Origin of the sequence: Shewanella sp. FJAT-52076 (genome assembly GCF_019457455.1) — a bacterium.
GTDB classification, from domain to species: Bacteria; Pseudomonadota; Gammaproteobacteria; order Enterobacterales; family Shewanellaceae; genus Shewanella; species Shewanella zhangzhouensis.
On the sequence record NZ_CP080415.1, the window covers coordinates 1,591,890 to 1,611,267 of the forward strand.

Here is a 19,378-nt window from a genome sequence, read left to right on the forward strand (position 1 = left end):
ACCCGCAGCTGCGGGTGTTTTTGTAGGCTGGCCTGAAAGAGCAGGGCCGATTAAAACTGCATCTCAGGCACGTGCTCGGGCACGATAAGCTTGCCTGCGGTTTTCTCAATGATTTCTTCAACGCTCACGCCCGGGGCGCGCTCCAGCAGGTGGAAGGCGCCGTCTTTGATTTCGATAAAGGCCAAATCGGTGAGCACCCGTTTGATGCAACCAAAGCCGGTGAGCGGCAGCTCGCACTTGGGCAGCAGTTTGGAGTTACCGTATTTATCGGCATGCATCATGGTGACTATGATATTGTCGGCACCGGCCACCAAGTCCATGGCGCCGCCCATGCCTTTTACCAGTTTGCCGGGGATCATCCAGGAGGCGATAGAGCCTTCAACGTCCACCTCGAAGGCACCGAGCACGGTCAAATCCACATGGCCGCCGCGGATCATGGCAAAGCTCTCGGCGCTGGAGAAAAACGACGCGCCTTTTACTGCGGTAACGGTTTGTTTACCGGCGTTAATCAAATCCGGGTCGATAGTCTCTTCGGTGGGGAATTCGCCCATGCCGAGCAGGCCATTTTCCGACTGCAGCATCACCTGCATGCCTTCGGGGATGTAGTTGGCCACAAGCGTTGGAATGCCGATGCCGAGGTTTACGTAGTAGCCGTCTTTCAGCTCTTTGGCGACGCGCTGGGCCAGTTGTTCTCTTGAAAGTGCCATGGCGTGTCTCCTTATGCCTGCTTCACGGTGCGCTGTTCGATGCGCTTCTCAAAGTTGCCTTTGATGATGCGATCCACATAAATCCCCGGGGTGTGGATGTGGTCCGGGTCAAGTTCGCCCGGCTCAACAATTTCTTCCACTTCCACCACGGTGATTTTACCGGCGGTAGCCATCATGGGGTTGAAGTTGGCGGCGGTCTTGCGGAACACCAGGTTACCCATGGTATCGGCCTTCCAGGCGCGGATAAGGGCGAAATCGGCGGTCAGGGACTCTTCCAGCACATAATGGCGGCCCTTGATTTCGCGGGTCTCTTTGCCCTCGGCTACCGGGGTGCCGTAGCCAGTGGCGGTGAAGAACGCAGGAATACCTGCGCCACCGGCACGGATTTTTTCGGCCAGGGTGCCCTGTGGGGTGAGGATAACGTTCAGCTCGCCGCTCAGCATCTGGCGCTCGAAGGTGGCGTTTTCACCCACGTAGGAGGCGATCATGGTGCTTATCTGCTTGTTTTGCAGCAAAAGCCCCAGACCAAAGTCATCAACGCCAGCGTTGTTGGAGATAGCAGTCAGGCCCTTGGTGCCAAGTTTTACCATCTGATTAATCAGGCCTTCCGGAATACCGCACAGGCCAAAACCACCCACCATGATGGTCATATTGTCGTTAAGGCCCGCCAGGGCCTGGTCGTAACTGTCGACGACCTTGTAGAGTCCAGCCATCTTGTCTTCCTTTTGTTCTTAACCTGCTGTGACGTCAGGTCGTGTGCTGTGCTTTGTTCGCCTGCCCGCAACTGGGCAGGAGATAGTTATTGTTATCTTGCAGTGGCCAGGCTGCCCGTGCCACTTTCTTGAAGTGGCTAACGCCGCGCCCGCGCCACCTTCTTGACGTGGCTAGCTCAGCGCCCGCGCCACTTTGGAGCCGTTTTGTCTGCCAAGAGCGGCGCTGATGCGGTTACCCGCCTCAATCAGTTTGCCAAGGTCGATACCTGTGTCTACGCCCATACCATGGAGCATGTACACCAGATCTTCGCTGGCAAGATTGCCCGAAGCACCTTTGGCATAGGGGCAGCCACCGAGGCCTGCCACCGAGGTATCCACGGTGCGGATGCCTGTCTCAAGGCAGGCCAGGATATTGGCAAGTGCCTGGCCATAGGTGTCGTGGAAGTGCAGCGCGAGCTTATCTGCCGGTACTCTGGCCGCCACGGCTTCCACCATTTTACGGGCCTTTGCGGGCGTGCCAACGCCTATAGTGTCACCCAAAGAAATTTCATAGCAGCCGAGTTTGTACAGAATTTCAGACACCCGCGCCACTTCGCTTACGGCTATCTCGCCATCGTAGGGGCAACCGAGCACGCAGGACACATAACCGCGCACCGGTAAATTGTGCTCTTTTGCTTTTTCCATCAATGGGATAAACCGCTCAATCGACTCTTCAATCGAGCAGTTAATGTTCTTTTGACTGAAGCCCTCGGAGGCGGCGGCAAATACCGCAACCTCCGAGGCATTGGCGTCAAGGGCGAGTTCCAGCCCCTTCAAATTTGGGGTAAGGGCGCTGTAACGCACGCCGGCCACACGGGAAATCCCCTTGAGCACCTCGCCTGAGTCGGCCATTTGCGGCACCCACTTGGGGGAGACGAAACTTGCCGCCTCGATGCGCTTAACCCCAGCGGCGGCAAGGTTTTCGACCAGCAGAATTTTATCGGCGGTTGAGACCTGCTTTTCATTTTGCAGGCCGTCACGGGGGCCGACTTCAAACAGGCTGATGTATGAGGGCAGTGCCATCTCAGGCCTCCTTGCCGCTGGTTTCGCAAGCGCCGTCGCCTGGCTCCAGCGCCAGCAGCAGGGTGCCGTCGGACACCAGCTCCCCGGGGGCGAAGAAGAACTCGCTCACCACCCCATCGAAGGGCGCTTCTATGGTGTATTCCATCTTCATGGCTTCCATAACAAGCAAACCCTGACCGGCAGTGACAGTGTCGCCAACGGCGACCAGATGGGTCACCACAGTGCCGTTCATCGGTGCCTTGAGTTTATCCTCTGAGCTTGCGGTTTCTTCCAACACCTGGCCCAGCACTTCGCGGAAATGGTAGCTGCCGCTTGAGAGGAACACGGTAAGACCGCCTTCTTCCAGCGATACCGTCACCTTCATCTTGTGGCCGTTGATTTCGCACTTAAGCTCAGAGGCGTCAATACTGCCACTGAGCTCAATCAGCTTGTCGTTGAGGCTTAGCTGATAGCGGCCATTAGCCTCGGTGAGTTCGGCGCAGCGGCTCTGATGCGCGTCATCCAGCAGGGTCACGCTGTGGCGCTTTGGGCTGCTTAAGCGAAAGCCTTTCAGGCTCGACCAGGGGCTGAAAGGATCGTGGCCGGGAGCGTCCTGAGTGGTGGCTTCCCGCAGCTTAAGCTGGGTCAGTACCGCCAGCACAAAGGCGGTGTCGGCCTCATCGCGGCTGTCGCCAATCAGGGCATCGCCGTAGCGGCCGATAAAGTCGGTGGAGAAGTTGGCATCGGCAAACGCCGGATGCTCGGCGATGTTGGAGAGAAACTCGATGTTGTGCTTAAGGCCGCCAACACGGTAATCGCCAAGGGCGCGGTTAAGACGCGCCAGTGCGCGGGGGCGTGATTCGTCCCACACAATCAGTTTGGCAATCATCGGGTCGTAGTAGTTTGAAATCACATCATTTTCGCGCACGCCTGAGTCGATGCGCACATGGCGGCTTGGCTCTGGCTCTCGCAAAAAGGTGAGCTTACCACTGGCGGGCAGAAACTCGTTATTGGGGTCTTCGGCGTAAATCCGCACCTCAAAGGAGTGACCGTGGATTTGGATTTCGTGCTGCTCAAGGGGCAGCACTGAACCCGATGCCACCAACAGCTGCCATTTCACCAGATCCTGGCCCGTGACCATTTCGGTTACCGGGTGTTCTACCTGCAGACGGGTGTTCATCTCCATAAAGAAGAAGCTGCGCTCTTTCCCTGGCTGAGGGGCATCGAGCAGGAACTCCACAGTACCGGCGCCGCGGTAATCGATGGCCTTGGCAGCGGCCACGGCGGCCTCGCCCATTTGCCTGCGCAGGCTGTCGGGCAGGCCCGGGGCAGGGGCTTCTTCCACCACCTTTTGATGGCGGCGCTGAATGGAGCAGTCGCGGTCAGACAGATACACGCAGTTACCGTGAGAGTCGGCAAATACCTGCACTTCCACGTGGCGCGGCTGACGCAGATAACGCTCCATCAAGAGCTTGTCGTTACCGAAGCTGGAAGCAGCCTCGCGGCGGGCCGAGTCGATGGCGGCTTTAAGCTCGCTCTCGCCCTCGACAATACGCATGCCCTTACCGCCGCCACCGTAGGCGGCTTTGATAAGGAGCGGATAACCAATCTTTTTTGCCTCGGCAAGCAGGGTGGCATCACTCTGATCGTCGCCGTGGTAGCCGGGCACCAGGGGCACACCGGCTTTTTCCATGATGAGCTTGGCGGCGCTTTTGCTGCCCATGGCATCGATGGCATCAGAGCCAGGGCCGACAAAGGCGATGCCGTTTGCCTCACAGGCGCGGGCAAATTCGGCGTTTTCCGACAAAAAGCCGTAGCCGGGGTGAATGGCCTCGGCGCCGCATTTTTTGGCGATGTCGATAATCAGCTCACCGCGAAGGTACGAGCTTGCCGGGGCGCTTTCGCCCAGATAAAAGGATTCATCCGCCAGCGCCACATGGCGGGCGTCGCGGTCGGCGTCGGAATACACTGCCACGGTTTTAATGCCCATATCGCGGGCGGTGCGGATAACGCGGCAGGCGATTTCACCGCGGTTAGCAATTAAGAGTTTGTTAAACATGGAAAATCCCTTAGTCCTTGCTGCCGGTATCATTAACCCAGGCTGGGCTGCGCTTATCGAAAAAGGCGTTAAGGCCTTCCTGTCCTTCTGCGGACACTCGAATGCGGGCGATGCGCTCGCTGGTGTAGTCGCGGGTGTGCTCATCAATCACGCCGCTTTGCAGCCGGGCGATGAGCGACTTGCACCAGCCGAGGGCCTGGGGGCTGCCGCTGAGCAGGTTTTGAATGATGGGGGCAGCTGCGGCATCTAAATCGTCAGCAATTTCATGCACTACGCCTAAGGCCAGCGCCATGCTGGCATCGAAGCGCTCAGCCGTGAGCATGTAGCGGCGGCTCTGGCGTGGCCCCATGGCGCGCACCACGTAGGGGCTGATGACCGCAGGAATAAGCCCCAGTTTGACCTCAGACAGGCAGAAACTGGCTTTGTGGCTCGAAATTGCAATGTCGCAGCAGCAAATCAGCCCCAGTGCGCCGCCGTAAGCCGCGCCGTTAACAAGGGCGATGGACGGCTTGGGGAACCGGTCCAGGGTATCCATCAGGTTGGCAAGCTCACGGGCGTCTTTGAGGTTGGCATCAAAGTCCATGGCGGCCTGCTTGCGCATCCAGTTCAAATCGGCGCCGGCGGAGAAATGCTTGCCGTCGCTTTTAAGCACCATCAGGGCACAGTCGCTCTCGTGGGCGAAGGCATTAATGGCCTGGGTCATTTCGCTTATCATCACCTCATCGAAGGCGTTGTGCACCTCGGGGCGATTCAAGATGAGATAACCCACCTTGCCCTTAAGCTCGCAGCGCACGGCACTGAAGGAGGCAGACAGCTCGGCAATGGAAGTCATGGTTGTCATCTGCTTCTCCTTACATGCGGAACACGCCGAAGCGGGTCTCTTCGATGGGGGCGTTGAGGGCGGCGGAAATGGCCAGCCCCAGTACATCACGGGTTTGCGCAGGGTCGATAATGCCGTCGTCCCACAGGCGGGCGCTGGCATGGTAGGGGTGACCCTCTTTATCGTACTGGGCGATGATGGGCGCCTTGAATTTGGCTTCCTCTTCCGCGCTCATGGTTTCGCCTTTACGGGCCAGACCATCTTTACGCACAGTGGCCAGCACGCCTGCGGCCTGCTCGCCGCCCATCACTGAGATGCGGGCATTGGGCCACATCCACATCAGGGTAGGCTCAAAGGCGCGGCCGCACATGCCGTAGTTACCGGCGCCGTAGCTGCCGCCAATCAGCACGGTGAACTTGGGCACAGTGGCGCAGGAAACTGCCGTCACCATCTTGGCGCCGTGCTTGGCAATGCCTTCGTGCTCGTATTTTTTACCCACCATAAAGCCGGTGATGTTTTGCAAAAACACCAGCGGAATTTTGCGCTGGCAGCACAGCTCAATAAAGTGCGCGCCTTTCTGGGCCGACTCTGAGAACAGGATGCCGTTGTTGGCCACTATGCCCACCGGATAACCGTGGATGCGGGCAAAGCCGCACACCAGGGTGGCGCCGTAGTTGGCTTTGAACTCGTCAAAGTCGGAGTCATCCACGATGCGGGCAATCACTTCTTTCACATCGAAGGGCTTTTTAAGATCGGTACCGACGATGCCGTAAAGCTCGTTGATGTCGTATTTGGGCGGTTTGACTTTTGCGAGTTGCAGCTCAACCTGCTTTTGGTGGTTGAGGCGCGATACCGCCTTGCGGGCGAGCTCCAGCGCATGCTCATCGTTTTGCGCCAGATGGTCGGCCACGCCGCTGATTTTGGTGTGCACGTCGCCGCCGCCAAGCTCCTCGGCGCTCACTTCTTCGCCGGTGGCAGCTTTCACCAGCGGCGGGCCTGCTAAAAAGATGGTGCCCTGCTCACGCACGATAATGGATTCATCGGCCATGGCTGGCACGTAGGCGCCGCCCGCGGTACACAGACCCATCACCACCGCGATTTGCGGAATACCCTTGGCGGACATGCGGGCCTGATTGAAGAAGATGCGGCCGAAGTGGTCACGGTCGGGGAAGACTTCGTCCTGACGGGGCAGGTTGGCACCGCCCGAGTCCACCAGATAGATGCAGGGCAGGTGGCAGCGCTCGGCAATGGCCTGGGCACGCAGGTGTTTTTTCACCGTGATGGGGTAGTAGGTGCCGCCCTTTACGGTGGCATCGTTGGCAATAATCATGCACTCGACGCCGCTGACCCGGCCGATACCGGCAATGATGCCCGCCGCCGGTACGTCTTCATCGTACACCTCATAGGCTGCAAACTGGCTCAGTTCCAGGAAGGGTGAGCCTGGGTCTAAGAGTTTTTCCACCCGGGCGCGGGGGGCGAGTTTGCCACGGGATAAGTGGCGCTCCATGGCAACCGGGCCGCCGCCCTGCTCGATATGGGCGAGCTTGTCTTTGAGATCAGCCACCAGGGCCGCCATGGCATCGTGTTTTTGTTTGAATTCGTCGCTGCGTGGATTCACGCGGGAGGTAAGTTGAGTCACGTCTTGTGTCCTCCAAGGGGCAGGCCTGTTGCCTGCCGCAGTGTCCTTAAACCCCGGCGCTTTGCCGGGGAGTGGATGTGAAGAGTTGGCTTATTGGCTTATCAGCTTGGTTTAGCGGGCTGATTTATAAGACAGAGTTATTTAGTCTCGTTAAACAGCTCACGGCCAATCAGCATGCGGCGGATTTCCGAGGTGCCGGCGCCGATTTCATACAGTTTGGCATCCCGCAGCAGGCGGCCGGTGGCGTACTCATTGACGTAGCCGTTACCACCGAGCAGCTGAATCGCATCCAGCGCCATCTTGGTGGCCAATTCGGCGGCATAGAGAATCACACCGGCGGCATCTTTACGGGTGGTTTCGCCGCGGTCACAGGCGCGGGCCACGTTGTACACGTAGGATTTGGCCGCGTTCATACCTGTGTACATGTCGGCAAGCTTGCCCTGTACCAGCTGGAACTCACCAATGGATTTACCGAACTGCACCCGCTCGTGTACGTAAGGCACCACGATATCCATACAGGCGGTCATAATGCCCAGCGGGCCACCGGAGAGCACCACGCGCTCGTAATCCAGGCCACTCATCAGCACTTTGACGCCATTATTGAGGCCGCCGAGGATGTTTTCTTCCGGTACTTCGCAGTCTTCAAATACCAGCTCACAGGTGTTGGAGCCGCGCATACCCAGCTTGTCGAGCTTTTGCGCCTGGGAGAAGCCCTTGAAGCCGCGCTCAACGATAAAGGCGGTGATGCCGTGTGGGCCCTTATCGAGGTCGGTCTTGGCGTAAATCACATAGGTGTGGGCGTCGGGACCATTAGTGATCCACATCTTGTTGCCATTGAGGATATAGCGATCGCCTTCCTTGCGGGCGTGCAGCTTCATGGACACCACGTCGGAGCCGGCGTTGGGCTCGCTCATGGCCAGGGCACCGATGTGCTCACCGCTGATGAGCTTGGGCAGGTATTTGGCGCGCTGAGCCTCGTTGCCGTTGCGATAGATTTGGTTGACGCACAGGTTGGAGTGGGCACCGTAAGACAGGCCAATGGAGGCCGAGGCGCGGCTGATTTCTTCCATGGCCACCACATGGGCGAGGTAACCCATGTTCACGCCGCCGTATTCTTCAGCCACAGTGACGCCCAGCAGGCCCATGTCACCGAATTTTGCCCACAGCTCGTTGGGGAAGGCGTTGTCGCGGTCAACCTTTTCGGCCAGCGGCGCAATTTCACCCTTGGCAAATTCGTATACCGCGTCCCGCAGCATATCCACGTCTTCACCGAGTCCGAAGTTGAGAGTAGAGTACAGGTGGCTCATGTGCTTGTGTCCTTAAATCTGCTTGTTGTCTTGTTATCTTTGTTATTGTGTCGGTCTTTATTCAGTCTGGGCGCCGGCGTAAGCTCAGGAACTCTTGGATTGTCCATCCAGGGCACCACGGCACTGGGCCTCGGCGCTGGTGAGTTCCATCAATACCACCTTGATATCGTCCATCTGTTGCTGCAGCGCGGCTTTTTTCTCTTCAATCAGCGCCAGCATGGTGTTGAGCTGGGTTACGCTGGTTTTGTCGGCATCGTAAAGCTCAAACAAACGGCGGGTTTCGGCCAGCGAAAACCCGAGGCGCTTACCACGCAGGATAAGCTTTAAGCGAACCCTGTCTTTCAGGCTGTAGATACGGGTTTGGCCACGACGCTTGGGCTTAAGCAGCCCCTGATCCTCATAGAAGCGGATAGAGCGGGTGGTAATGTCGAATTCTTTCGACAAGTCACTGATTGAATAGCTGGTTTGCGCACTGTTGGTTGAACTCATCTCGACACCGGATTTTTCTTGTTTCAATTGGATGCAAGATATATGAAGTTTACGTAAAGGTAAAGTTGGAGTGCGCGTGGCTAAGGCATTTTCATGGTGACCAGTGTCAGGCTTAGCTTACAGCCCTGCCGGGTGCTGTTTCCAAGGGGCTCGCGTGCTATCCAGGGCCGGGGCATCTGCTTATCTCAATCATTCAATCTCATGGCTTACCCGTGGCCCCTGCCGTGATGGCCGTGCTTCTTTCGGTTACAGGCAAACCTTCCTAGGCTTTTGTCTAATGGGGGGCGGGGCGACTCCGCGCAATAATGCCGAAGATAAGGAAGGGACCTTACCGGCGCAGATGTCGCCACTCCACCCCGGAGGACCATTACAATGACAACAATAAGCACAAGCACAATGATGCCAGCGGATCCTGCTGAGGCGCTGCGCCAGGAAGCCAGGGACAACCCCGAGCAATACTGGCGAAAGGCCGCCACCATGGTGGACTGGCACAAGGCGCCGGAGACTATTCTGGATTCGTCACAGGCGCCTTTATATCGCTGGTACACAGACGGCGAAATCAATACCTGCTATAACGCCCTCGACCGTCAGGTGGATGCCGGGCGTGGCCAGCAGACGGCGTTTCATTACGTGAGTCCGGTGACTGAGACTGAATATTCCATCAGTTACAGCGAGTGTCTGGCCCAGGTGAAGCGCTTGGCGGGCCTGCTCCAGGCGCAGGGCGTAAACAAGGGTGACAGGGTGGTGATTTATATGCCCATGGTCCCCGAAACGGCCTATGCCATGCTCGCCTGTGCCCGCATCGGAGCGATTCATTCTGTGGTGTTTGGCGGCTTTGCGGCCAATGAGCTTGCCAGTCGCATCAATGATGCCAAACCTGTGATGGTGCTTTCAGCATCCTGTGGGGTAGAGCCTTCGGGTGTGGTGGCCTATAAGCCGCTGCTGGATGCCGCTCTGGCTCAGGCGACCCATAAAGTCAGCAAGTGTTTGATTCTACAGCGCCCTCAATATGAGGCCGAGATGACATCCGGGCGTGACCTTGACTGGCAGCAGTCTGTGGCAACTGCGCCGGACGCCGATTGGGTACCGGTTAAAGCAACCGATCCGCTTTATGTACTCTATACCTCAGGCACAACCGGCCAACCCAAGGGGGTGGTGCGGGACAACGGTGGCCACGCGGTGGCGCTGGCCTGGTCCATGCGCTACCTCTACGATGTCGAACCCGGTGATACCTTCTGGGCCGCTTCTGACGTGGGTTGGGTGGTAGGTCACTCGTACATTGTGTACGGACCTCTGATTGCCGGTGCCACCTCTGTGCTTTACGAAGGAAAGCCCGTGGGCACCCCGGATGCCGGAGCGTTTTGGCGCACCATTAAAAAGTATGGCGTGAAGAGCTTCTTTACCGCGCCTACCGCCATTCGTGCTATCAAACGGGAAGATCCCGAAGGCTTCTTCTGCCGCAACACCAACCTCGATTGCCTGAAACAGATGTTCCTGGCCGGAGAGCGCTGCGATCCCGATACCCTGCTGTGGGCCCAGGAAATGCTTGGGAAGCCAGTGATTGACCACTGGTGGCAAACCGAGACCGGTTGGCCTGTGGCCTCCAACTTGATGGGAATTGCACAAATGCCCATTAAGCCGGGCTCTCCCGCCCGACCCGTGCCCGGTTATCAGGTGGATGTGGTGGATGAAGCCGGTAACAGCGTGGGCGCCGGTGAATACGGCAACGTGGTGATCCGCCTTCCATTGCCTCCGGGTACACTGCCGACTCTGTGGCAAAACGACAAACGCTACATCGACAGTTACCTCTCCATGTACCCGGATTGCTATCTTACCGGCGATGCCGGTTACATGGATGAAGACGGCTACCTGTACATCATGAGCCGCATCGACGACGTAATTAATGTGGCCGGTCATCGCCTGTCCACGGGCCGGTTTGAAGAGGTGCTCTGTCAGCATCCGGCCGTTGCCGAAGCGGCTGTGATTGGGGTGGAAGATAAGCTGAAAGGCCAGGTGCCCCTTGGCTTGGTGGTACTCAAGAACGGAGTGAACATCACCGATGAACAGCTCAATAAAGAGCTGGTGGCCCTGGTTCGCAGTGAAATTGGCCCGGTGGCGGCCTTCAAGCTGGTGAGTGCCATTCCCAAATTGCCCAAGACCCGCTCCGGCAAAATCCTGCGGGCCACCATGCGCAAGATTGCCGACAATCAGGAATACAGCGTACCTGCCACCATTGAAGATCCGGCGACGCTGGAACTGGTACGTAACACCCTGACCCGCATGGGTTATGGTGACGCCCGGGTCTGACCCATAGTACGCCGATAAGCCTCCGATTTCACCGGAGGCTTTTTTCATCCCTAAGCTCGTCATTTAGCAACAGTTTTACACTGCATTCCTATGCATTATCTTGCCTTACTGTAATTCAGTTACCAAAATCGCTATAATCCGCCGCGAAATTTGGCTCTTCCTGTACCCGTGGAATAAAAAGCATGCAAAACCACACCCAATTACACGACATCGGGGTTATCGGCCTGGGTGTCATGGGCAAAAACCTTGCCCTCAATATCGCAGATAATGGCTATCGTGTGGCCGCCTTTGACCTGGACGTTGCCAAGGTGCGCGCCGCCGTCAGTCAATCCCAGGCCGAAGTTGCCGCCAAGCCTGCACACAGCAAGGCCACGGAGCTGACCGGTGTGGACAGTCTCAAGTCCATGCTGTGCGCCTTGACTTCGCCCAGACTCCTGTTGTTGTCAGTACCCGCCGGTGCCCCTGTAGACGGCGTTTGCTCGGCACTTATTGATGCCGGTATCAAGCCGGATGACATAGTTATCGACACCGGCAACAGCCTGTGGACCGATACCGTCAAACGCGAGCAGGAATACGCCGGCAAGTTTGTGTTCTTCTCCTCTGCCGTTTCCGGCGGCGAAGTAGGTGCCCGTTTTGGGCCTTCCCTGATGCCGTCAGGCAAAAAAGACGCCTGGGACAGTGTAGCCCCCATCTGGCGCGCCATTGCTGCCAAGGTAGATAACACCACGGGTTTGCCCATTGAGCGCTTCGAGCCGGGTAATCCGGTGCTGGAAGGCGAGCCCTGCACCGCCTATATAGGCCCGGCGGGCAGTGGTCACTACGTGAAGATGGTGCACAACGGCATCGAGTACGCCGATATGCAGCTGATTTGTGAAGTGTATCAGTTACTTTCTGATGTGCTGGGGCTGTCTGCGGTGGAGATTGCCGCCATTTTTGAGCGCTGGAACAGCGGCAAACTCAACAGCTACCTGATGGGAATAAGCGCCGAAGTGCTGCGCCAGACAGATCCACTCACCGGCAAGCCACTGGTGGAAATGATTCTGGACAAGGCGGGTCAGAAGGGCACTGGGTTGTGGACTGCGGTCAGCAGCCTGCAAATCGGCACGCCGGCACCGACTATCGCCGAAGCGGTATACGCCCGGGCACTGTCGAATCAAAAGGCGCTTCGTACTGAGCTGGCAGACCGTCTCGCCGGCGCTTTGCCACTGCAGGACATAGATGCGGCTGGTTTTATCGACGAGCTGGAGCAGGCGCTCTTTTGCGCCAAAATTTGCTGTTATGCCCAAGGCTTCCAGCTGATGGCCATGAACGCCGCCGAGCAGGGATGGGAGCTCGACTTTGCCGCCATCGCCCGCATATGGCGCGCCGGTTGTATCATTCGTGCCACCTTCCTGCAGTCCATCACAGAGGCCTTTGAGGCCGAGCCCAAGCTTGCCAATCTGCTGATGGCGAAAAGTTTTGCCAAGGCGCTGAGCGAGGCCCAGCAGTCCTGGCGCCATCTGGTGTCCAAGGCTGTACTGGCGGGTGTACCTGCCCCTTGTATCACCTCGGCCCTGGCGTATTACGACGGTTATCGCCGTGAAACCCTGCCTGCCAACTTGCTGCAGGGGCAGCGTGATTACTTCGGAGCCCACAGCTTTGAGCGTATCGACACCCCAGCGGGTGAAAAATATCATCTCAACTGGAGCAGCCCGGCCCGTGATCTGCAAAAGCTCTAATCTGCAAAGGCTCTGAGCAGCTGACGCGCCGCGCGTCACACCATTAAACGAAAAGGCTTCCCTCGGGAAGCCTTTTTCATCTCTGACTTACGATGCCGCCATCAGGCCTGAGCCGGAATGAGCAGCCCGACGGAAAAGAGTACGCTGAAGACCAGCGTCAGTCTTGCGGTGCGGCCCAGTAAAGGGTTTAAGGCGCCGCCGCTGGTCTCGCTGAACTCCCGCGACAGGCGTCTGGCAATCACCAGAGACACGCCTGAGAGCAGTACCGGCCAGCCCGGCAGTATGCCCATCAGAAAACTGCCGATGATTAAGCCAAAGGGCAAATACACCAATGCCTGATACAGCACCCGCGACTGGGCTTCGCCAATACGTACTGCCAGAGTGCGCTTGCCAGCGCGGGTGTCGGTGCGTATGTCACGGGTATTGTTTACCAACATAATGGCGGCGTTGAAAAGACCGATTGCCGCACCCAGTATCCATGCATCCATTGAGGTGTAGCCCGCCTGCAGATAAAAGCTGCCCACAACGGCCACCAGGCCGAAAAACACGAAGGCTGCCACTTCGCCAAGGCCATGGGAGGCGAGGGGATAGGGGCCGCCGCTGTAACAGAGTGCGCCCAAAATGGAGGCGGCGGCGAGCACGGCAATGGGGGCACCACCGTGCCAAATCAGGTAGGAGCCGACCGCCAGTGCCGCAAGCAGGGACACTATCATGGCCGCCTTGACTCTGGCCGGGGCTATCAGGCCGCTTTGGGTTACCCGCACAGGGCCCAGGCGCTCTTCGGTATCCACGCCGCTCTTAAAATCAAAATAGTCATTGGCCAGGTTCACGGCAATTTGAAGCAACAGGGCACAGATCATCGATGCGATGGCAATAGTCACGCTGAAGCTTTCCAGGCCAAGGGCGAGGGTATTTCCCACCAGGAGTGGGCCGATGGCCGCGGGCAGCGTGCGGGGTCTGATGGCAAGGATCCAGGGATTCATGGGGGCCTTTAAAAGATAAAAACGATTGCAGCCCATAGGATAACAAGAATTTCGTTGAAAGTTAGCACAATCGAAAACACGCATTTAGCAGACTGGGACAAGGCGCACATCGGCATCGGCGCCTTCGGGTAAATTTGCCGTCAAGGTCAAAGTTTTACCGTTAACGCTGTGCTTTATTTAATCGGCTGTTTGATTTTTGCGCCTAAGGAAAGCGAGATGCGATTCGATAACCAGTCTGCCCTGATCTCCGGTGCCGCATCCGGTTTGGGCCGCGCTTATGCGCTGGCGCTGGCCGAGCGTGGTGCCAGTGTCATGCTGATTGATTGCTTGCCAGAGGAGGCCGCAGAAGTACAAAGCCTGCTTCAAACGTTGGACACCACGGGGGCGACCTGCCGCTATTGGTCCGTTGATGTGGGGAGTCCCGATGCTATCGAGGCATGGGCGGCGGAATTTGACGCCACCGGGGCCAATGTGGACTTGCTTATCAATAATGCCGGTATGCACACCCATGGCAGCTTCGAGCATCAGTCCATCGCAGATATTCGCCGCCAGTTGCAGGTGGATTTACTGGGCAGCATTGCCCTGACCCATGTGTTGTGGCCGGGCATGATGAACAGAGGGTATGGCCGTATTGTGATGTCCACCGGGGTCAGTGGGCTCTATGGAGATCTGCATCAAAGCGCCTTTGCCTGTGGCAAAATGGCGCTCATCGGCCTGGTAAATGGCTTGGCCGCCGAAGGGCTTCCCCGCAATATCATGGTCAACAGCCTCTGCCCCCTTGCCCATACCGCCATGACAGATGCTCATCTGGCGCCTCAGGTCAAACCGCTGTTCTCCAAGGAAATAGTGACGGCTGCCATGTTATTTTTACTGAGCGGGCAGGCGCCCAGCGGCCGACATCTGCTTGCCGGTGGCGGCAGTGTCAGTGAGCTTTGTATTGCCGAACACAGGTATCGATATTTCGAATCTGAGCTGCGTACCCCCGAAGTGCTTGCTGCCCATTGGCCGGACATTGACAACGCCTGGCCCATCCAAAAACACGCCAACGGTGAAGACCAGATCCTTGCCTTTGCCCGACGTGCCGCCCACGAGCAGGGCATTCGACTCGACTGAGACTCGCCAGAGTATGGCGCTTTTTGTTACTCTCTTGGCAATTGACCTTAAATCAGAGAGATAACATGAGTCAGGTATTGAACGATCTATTGTCACTGCTGACCCTCGAAACCCTGGAGATTGGACTTTATCGTGGTCAGAGCCAGGATCTGGGCTTTGGTCATGTCTTCGGCGGCCAGGTGATGGGGCAGGCCCTGAGTGCCGCCCGGGAAACCGTTGAGCCAACACGCAAGGTCCATTCACTTCACAGCTATTTTTTGCGCGCAGGCGATGAGTCTCTCCCCATAGTGTATGACGTGGAAATCATGCGCGACGGTGGTTCTTTCAGTGCCCGTCGGGTAAAAGCCGTGCAAAAAGGCCGGCCGATTTTTTACATGACCTGCTCCTTTCAGGGCGAAGAAGACGGTTTTTCCCATCAGATAAGTATGCCGGATGTACCTGGGCCTGAGGGACTGCTCAACCAACAGGAATTGGCAGTGACCCTAAGGGACAAAATTCCCGAAAAAATGCTGGAAAAGTTTATGGCCGATGCGCCCATCGAGATGCGCATTGTCGACCCTGTCAGTCCGGTGGCGCCGCGCTCCCGGGAGCCGGTGCGCCACGTTTGGCTGCGTGCCAATGGTAAGGTGGAAGGCGACAGCCATGTGCACGATGCGCTTCTCGCCTATGCCTCTGATTTCAACTTTTTGGTGACGGCCGCTCAGCCACACGGGGTATCCTTTTTGACCCCGGGCATGCGTATGGCCACCATCGACCATGCCATGTGGTTCCATCGCCCCTTGGATATGAATGATTGGCTGCTATACAGTATCGATAGCCCCAATGCCAGCGGTGGTCGCGGTTTTGTAAAAGGACATTTTTTCAATCGCCGGGGTGAGCTGGTGGCGTCTGCAACCCAGGAAGGATTGATGCGCATGAAGAAGGACAGCAACTGATGTGGAACAAATTTGCCAAAGCGGCCCGGGCCATGGTCGCCCTGAGTATGCTCGGCGCTCTGAGCGCCTGTGTGACGGTGGAAGAACCTAAACCCATTATCATCAATGGTGCGGCGGGTTATCTGGAGTCCGTGGTGCTGCCGCCAAACAGTTCTATCACCATAGCTGTGATAGATCTGGACACCCCCGGCATTATCATCGCCCAGAAAACCTTTAATGTGGTGCGGGCGCCAGTGCCCTTTAAGTTTATATTGCCGGCCGAGTCTATCAGCAGCAATGTCAATTACGGCGTGGTGGCACTTATCAAGCACAATAACCAGGTGATTTTTCAGACCTATGACCGCTTCCCGGTGATCCATAACAACAAGTTCACCACCGAAGTGGTGATGAAGCCTGTTGGCAGGTAATCATCGGTGTCATCAGAGGCTGCTTACCCTGACATGGATCCCTGTGCCATGAGGCTGTCCACTGCGCTTACCAGCCTGCTGCGTGACGATGATTCGGCAATGGACTGCCTGAAAGCGGCCCGAGAGGTGATGACCGAGGCTGGTATCGGGGACTATCTGCTGGCGGCTGGTTTTGTGCGCCAGCGGGTGTGGGATAGCCTCCATGGTATGGAGACCCGTCAGCTTGCCGACGTTGACCTGATTTACTGGGGGGCAGGGGAGAGAGCGCTGGAGCAGCGGCTTACTGAGGCACTCGGTGCCAGACTCGCAGTAATCCCATGGGAAGTGAAAGATCAGCGTCGTATGCACTTGCGCCACGGCGATGCTCCCTACCGTAATTTGGTGGACGCCATGGCCGCCTGGCCGGAGCAGGAAACCGCCGTTGGCGTCAGGCTGACCCATGAGGATACATTTCACATCGAATCAGCCTGGGGGCTCGAGTCCCTCTTTGCCCTTAAACTCACGCCATCCCCGCGGCGGCCGATTGATGTGTTCTGGCAGCGGGTCCGCTCAAAAGGCTGGCTTGAGCATTACCCTAAACTTCAACTGGTTAAGCCATAAACCGGCCCGGCATTCTCCACTCAGGAAACATAGCGCCATCCCCTGTGATGTTCTCCCGCTGGCGCTATAGCAGGCGTGCACACGCATTCCTGCTCCATACCCTGTTCTCATCCTGGCGATTTACCTCGCTCCCTAAGCTCAATCGATGAATTGCCCGCAAAACCGGATGACAAACTCTGGGTTTGAACCAGACAGCTATCAGGCTCGCTATCAACCCAAAACCAGGCTTTCAGGCATTTTGTCTTCGCCGAGCCGTGAATGCATAAACCGCTAATCAAGTGAACCCGATTTGGCGTAATCAGGCTTATCTCGCTGAAGGTCCTGTGACGATGACAACACAATCTTGCTGAGCAACAAGACAAAATGCACTAAAAGCGTGAGCACGATCGCGCTCTTGTTACCCCAAAGTGGGTATCACACGGCGGTGTTGATTTGGATCAAGAAAGTTAACGGCCTGCTCTGGCAGGCTAGGCCTCAATTGTTACGGACGTAACAGAAAATAACAAAGCCCACGTGGTTAATGGAGTAAATGATGAAGAAATCCTATCTGTCCGGTCTGATCGCTGCCTCCCTGCTGTCTGTTGTTTCTGCCTCTGCCCTGGCTCACCAGGCCGGCGATATTATCGTACGCGCCGGTGCTGTTGTTGTTGCCCCCAATGAGTCCAGCCCTGTCGTAGCCGACGTAGCGGAATTTGGCGTGAGCAACAATACTCAGCTGGGTCTGAACTTCGGTTACATGCTGACTGACAACTGGGCTATCGAGCTGCTGGCTGCTACTCCATTCACCCACGATGTGTCTCTGGGCGTGCTGGGCAAGATTGCCGAAACCAAGCACCTGCCACCGACTCTGGTTGCCCAATACTACTTTGGCAACGCCAATTCTGCCTTCCGCCCTTACGTGGGTGTGGGTGTGAACTACACCAACTTTTTTGACACCGAATTCACCAACGATTTGGACGGTGCCCTGACCGATCTGAGTCTGTCCACTTCAGTGGGTTGGGCCGCACAGGTAGGCTTTGACTACAGCTTCAACAAAAACTGGATGTTGAACGCCTCTGTGTGGTACGCCGACATCAGCACAGACGTGAAATTTAACCTGGGTGATACCCCTGTTGTTGTTGAAACCGATATCGACCCATGGGTATACATGGTGAGTGTGGGTTACAAGTTCTAAGGTTGTCCCTTCCCTGCCAAACCTTGGATGAAAAAAGGCGCCCACCGGGCGCCTTTTTTATGCGGATTACTCAAGGGGTAGCAGTATTAATGCTTGCCTTTTTTCTTCCAGTGGCGGGTGTTATAGATGTATTCCGGCAGCAAACGTATCAGCCAGGCCACCAAGGCCCAGCGGCGGGTGATATAGGCACGGCGTTTACCTTTTTTCAGTGCCCGTAAAATTTGCCCGGCGACTTTTGGCAACGGCTGCAACCAAAAGCGGCTCTGCTGCATGGCGGCTTTGTCCAGCAAGCCCAGCTGCAGATCGGTAATGGTGATGGGTAACTTCAGCCGCTGGGCATGCATGGATAAGCCTTCAAGGTAGTTTTGTGCAAAGGCTTTGGATGCATGGTAGGCCACGGCAGGGCCACCGCGCTGACCGGCGATGGAATTGATGGCAGCCAGTTGTCCGTACCCTTGCTGGCGCAGTAATCTGAATGCCGTGTTGCAAATCACTGCAAAGCCCTGCACGTTAACCTTGATGATGTCGGCTTCTATCTGCCATGGCAGGTCAGGGTGGTAGCTATTGAGGCCTGTGTTGACCAACACCAGATGCGCGCCGCCCATACGCTGCCACAGGTTTTCAAAGGCTGCCATGGCGCCGTCGGGGTCTGTGATGGGTAAGGCTTCCACCTCAACAGTGCCGCCGAGGGACTGGATAAATTCAGTCATCTGTTCTGGATCGGGCACCAGGACGCCCACTCGGGTGCCTTCCTGTGTGAGCTGGGTCACTAATTCGCGGCCAAGGTGTGAGCTGGCGCCCACAATTATTGCAGTTGCTTGAGTCATAAGGATATTCAGCAAAAGTACAGGGCTACCATGATAGGGTGAAAGCCCATGCTGAACAAGATTCAAACTTGGATGTATAGACATCCAGAAGTCTTTATGTATGATTTAGGAGAATATCACCATGAAGAAATGGCTATTGAGTGTTGCCCTGCCGATGGCGGCATTGGTGGGAGCGGTTGGACTGGGTGGATGTGCCAGCAGTGCAGACGATGTGGAGATAAGCGGCAGCGTCTGGTTCCGGGAGCGCATCGCTTTGCCTGTTGATGCAGTGTTGACGGTTCAGGTGCAGGACGTTTCCCGTATGGATGTGGCGGCAGAGGTGCTGGGGGAGTTGAAGGTGCCTGTCACCGCCGTGCCCAAGGACTTTGCGCTGCGTTTTAAGCCGGACACGTTTAAGCAGGGCCACACCTACGCGGTGGGCGCACGTATCACCCAGGGCGATAAACTGCTGTTTATCAACACCCAAAGCTACAGAGTGGATTTCACACAGCCTACCGGCATGTCGGTAAGGCTGGACAGTGTGGGGCGCTGAGCCGGGG

18 protein-coding genes are annotated in these 19,378 nt (G+C 56.9%); 8 read left to right on the forward strand and 10 right to left on the reverse strand.

From position 1 onward, the window contains the following. Positions 1 to 50: 50 nt before the first annotated feature. The 8 genes from K0H79_RS06915 to K0H79_RS06950 all read right to left on the reverse strand — a co-directional run bounded on the left by K0H79_RS06915 (position 51) and on the right by K0H79_RS06950 (position 8,775). Entirely contained in the window at positions 51 to 707 is a 657-nt protein-coding gene (locus K0H79_RS06915; RefSeq protein WP_220077762.1) for a CoA transferase subunit B, read from the reverse strand. 11 nt (positions 708 to 718) lie between these two features. Continuing rightward, complete coding sequence (locus K0H79_RS06920; RefSeq protein WP_220077763.1) at positions 719 to 1,420, reverse strand: CoA transferase subunit A; 702 nt, start codon at positions 1,418 to 1,420, stop codon at positions 719 to 721. Positions 1,421 to 1,591: 171 nt separating this feature from the next. After that, entirely contained in the window at positions 1,592 to 2,482 is an 891-nt protein-coding gene (locus K0H79_RS06925; RefSeq protein ID WP_220077764.1) for a hydroxymethylglutaryl-CoA lyase, read from the reverse strand. 1 nt (position 2,483) lies between these two features. Further along, on the reverse strand, positions 2,484 to 4,520 hold the full coding sequence (locus tag K0H79_RS06930) for an acetyl/propionyl/methylcrotonyl-CoA carboxylase subunit alpha (protein WP_220077765.1): 2,037 nt from the start codon (positions 4,518 to 4,520) through the stop codon (positions 2,484 to 2,486). A gap of 10 nt (positions 4,521 to 4,530) precedes the next feature. Then, positions 4,531 to 5,352: an enoyl-CoA hydratase-related protein gene (locus K0H79_RS06935; protein WP_408733385.1), complete on the reverse strand. Its 822-nt coding sequence runs from the start codon at positions 5,350 to 5,352 to the stop codon at positions 4,531 to 4,533. Between the two features lie 19 nt (positions 5,353 to 5,371). Then, complete coding sequence (locus K0H79_RS06940) at positions 5,372 to 6,979, reverse strand: carboxyl transferase domain-containing protein (protein ID WP_126166474.1); 1,608 nt, start codon at positions 6,977 to 6,979, stop codon at positions 5,372 to 5,374. A 137-nt stretch (positions 6,980 to 7,116) separates the two neighbouring features. Continuing rightward, positions 7,117 to 8,286: an isovaleryl-CoA dehydrogenase gene (locus K0H79_RS06945; RefSeq protein ID WP_011759477.1), complete on the reverse strand. Its 1,170-nt coding sequence runs from the start codon at positions 8,284 to 8,286 to the stop codon at positions 7,117 to 7,119. 84 nt (positions 8,287 to 8,370) lie between these two features. Beyond that, positions 8,371 to 8,775 carry a MerR family DNA-binding transcriptional regulator gene (locus K0H79_RS06950; RefSeq protein ID WP_220067364.1) on the reverse strand — a complete coding sequence of 135 codons (405 nt, stop codon included), beginning with the start codon at positions 8,773 to 8,775 and terminating at the stop codon, positions 8,371 to 8,373. 372 nt (positions 8,776 to 9,147) lie between these two features. Between K0H79_RS06950 and K0H79_RS06955 the strand changes: the two genes are divergently transcribed. Together K0H79_RS06955 and gndA are read left to right on the forward strand one after the other, a co-directional pair. Then, complete coding sequence (locus K0H79_RS06955) at positions 9,148 to 11,082, forward strand: propionyl-CoA synthetase (RefSeq protein WP_220077767.1); 1,935 nt, start codon at positions 9,148 to 9,150, stop codon at positions 11,080 to 11,082. 182 nt (positions 11,083 to 11,264) lie between these two features. Then, positions 11,265 to 12,800 (forward strand): NADP-dependent phosphogluconate dehydrogenase, encoded by a 1,536-nt coding sequence (gene gndA, locus K0H79_RS06960; RefSeq protein ID WP_220077768.1) that lies wholly within the window; start codon positions 11,265 to 11,267, stop codon positions 12,798 to 12,800. A 101-nt stretch (positions 12,801 to 12,901) separates the two neighbouring features. On the opposite strand, the gene K0H79_RS06965 is transcribed toward gndA, so the two are convergent. After that, positions 12,902 to 13,783: a 1,4-dihydroxy-2-naphthoate polyprenyltransferase gene (locus K0H79_RS06965; protein WP_220077769.1), complete on the reverse strand. Its 882-nt coding sequence runs from the start codon at positions 13,781 to 13,783 to the stop codon at positions 12,902 to 12,904. Between the two features lie 216 nt (positions 13,784 to 13,999). Here K0H79_RS06965 and K0H79_RS06970 point away from each other — a divergent pair, with 216 nt between their 5' ends. The 5 genes from K0H79_RS06970 to ompW all read left to right on the forward strand — a co-directional run bounded on the left by K0H79_RS06970 (position 14,000) and on the right by ompW (position 18,012). Beyond that, positions 14,000 to 14,896 (forward strand): SDR family NAD(P)-dependent oxidoreductase, encoded by an 897-nt coding sequence (locus K0H79_RS06970; RefSeq protein ID WP_220077770.1) that lies wholly within the window; start codon positions 14,000 to 14,002, stop codon positions 14,894 to 14,896. A gap of 65 nt (positions 14,897 to 14,961) precedes the next feature. Beyond that, positions 14,962 to 15,831, forward strand: a complete 870-nt coding sequence (gene tesB, locus K0H79_RS06975) for an acyl-CoA thioesterase II (protein WP_220077771.1) — start codon at positions 14,962 to 14,964, stop codon at positions 15,829 to 15,831. Beyond that, a complete protein-coding gene (locus K0H79_RS06980; RefSeq protein WP_220067370.1) occupies positions 15,831 to 16,238 on the forward strand; it encodes a YbaY family lipoprotein in 408 nt (135 codons plus the stop codon). Before tesB ends, K0H79_RS06980 begins: the two co-directional genes overlap by 1 nt. A gap of 48 nt (positions 16,239 to 16,286) precedes the next feature. Further along, positions 16,287 to 16,838: a nucleotidyltransferase family protein gene (locus tag K0H79_RS06985; protein ID WP_220077772.1), complete on the forward strand. Its 552-nt coding sequence runs from the start codon at positions 16,287 to 16,289 to the stop codon at positions 16,836 to 16,838. Between the two features lie 529 nt (positions 16,839 to 17,367). Then, positions 17,368 to 18,012 carry an outer membrane protein OmpW gene (ompW, locus tag K0H79_RS06990; protein WP_220077773.1) on the forward strand — a complete coding sequence of 215 codons (645 nt, stop codon included), beginning with the start codon at positions 17,368 to 17,370 and terminating at the stop codon, positions 18,010 to 18,012. An 86-nt stretch (positions 18,013 to 18,098) separates the two neighbouring features. Here the strand turns inward: ompW and K0H79_RS06995 are convergent, their stop codons facing one another. Then, positions 18,099 to 18,839, reverse strand: coding sequence for an SDR family oxidoreductase (locus tag K0H79_RS06995; protein WP_220077774.1), 741 nt, complete (start codon positions 18,837 to 18,839; stop codon positions 18,099 to 18,101). Positions 18,840 to 18,960: 121 nt separating this feature from the next. Between K0H79_RS06995 and K0H79_RS07000 the strand changes: the two genes are divergently transcribed. Continuing rightward, positions 18,961 to 19,371: a YbaY family lipoprotein gene (locus K0H79_RS07000; RefSeq protein WP_220067374.1), complete on the forward strand. Its 411-nt coding sequence runs from the start codon at positions 18,961 to 18,963 to the stop codon at positions 19,369 to 19,371. Positions 19,372 to 19,378 lie beyond the last annotated feature (7 nt).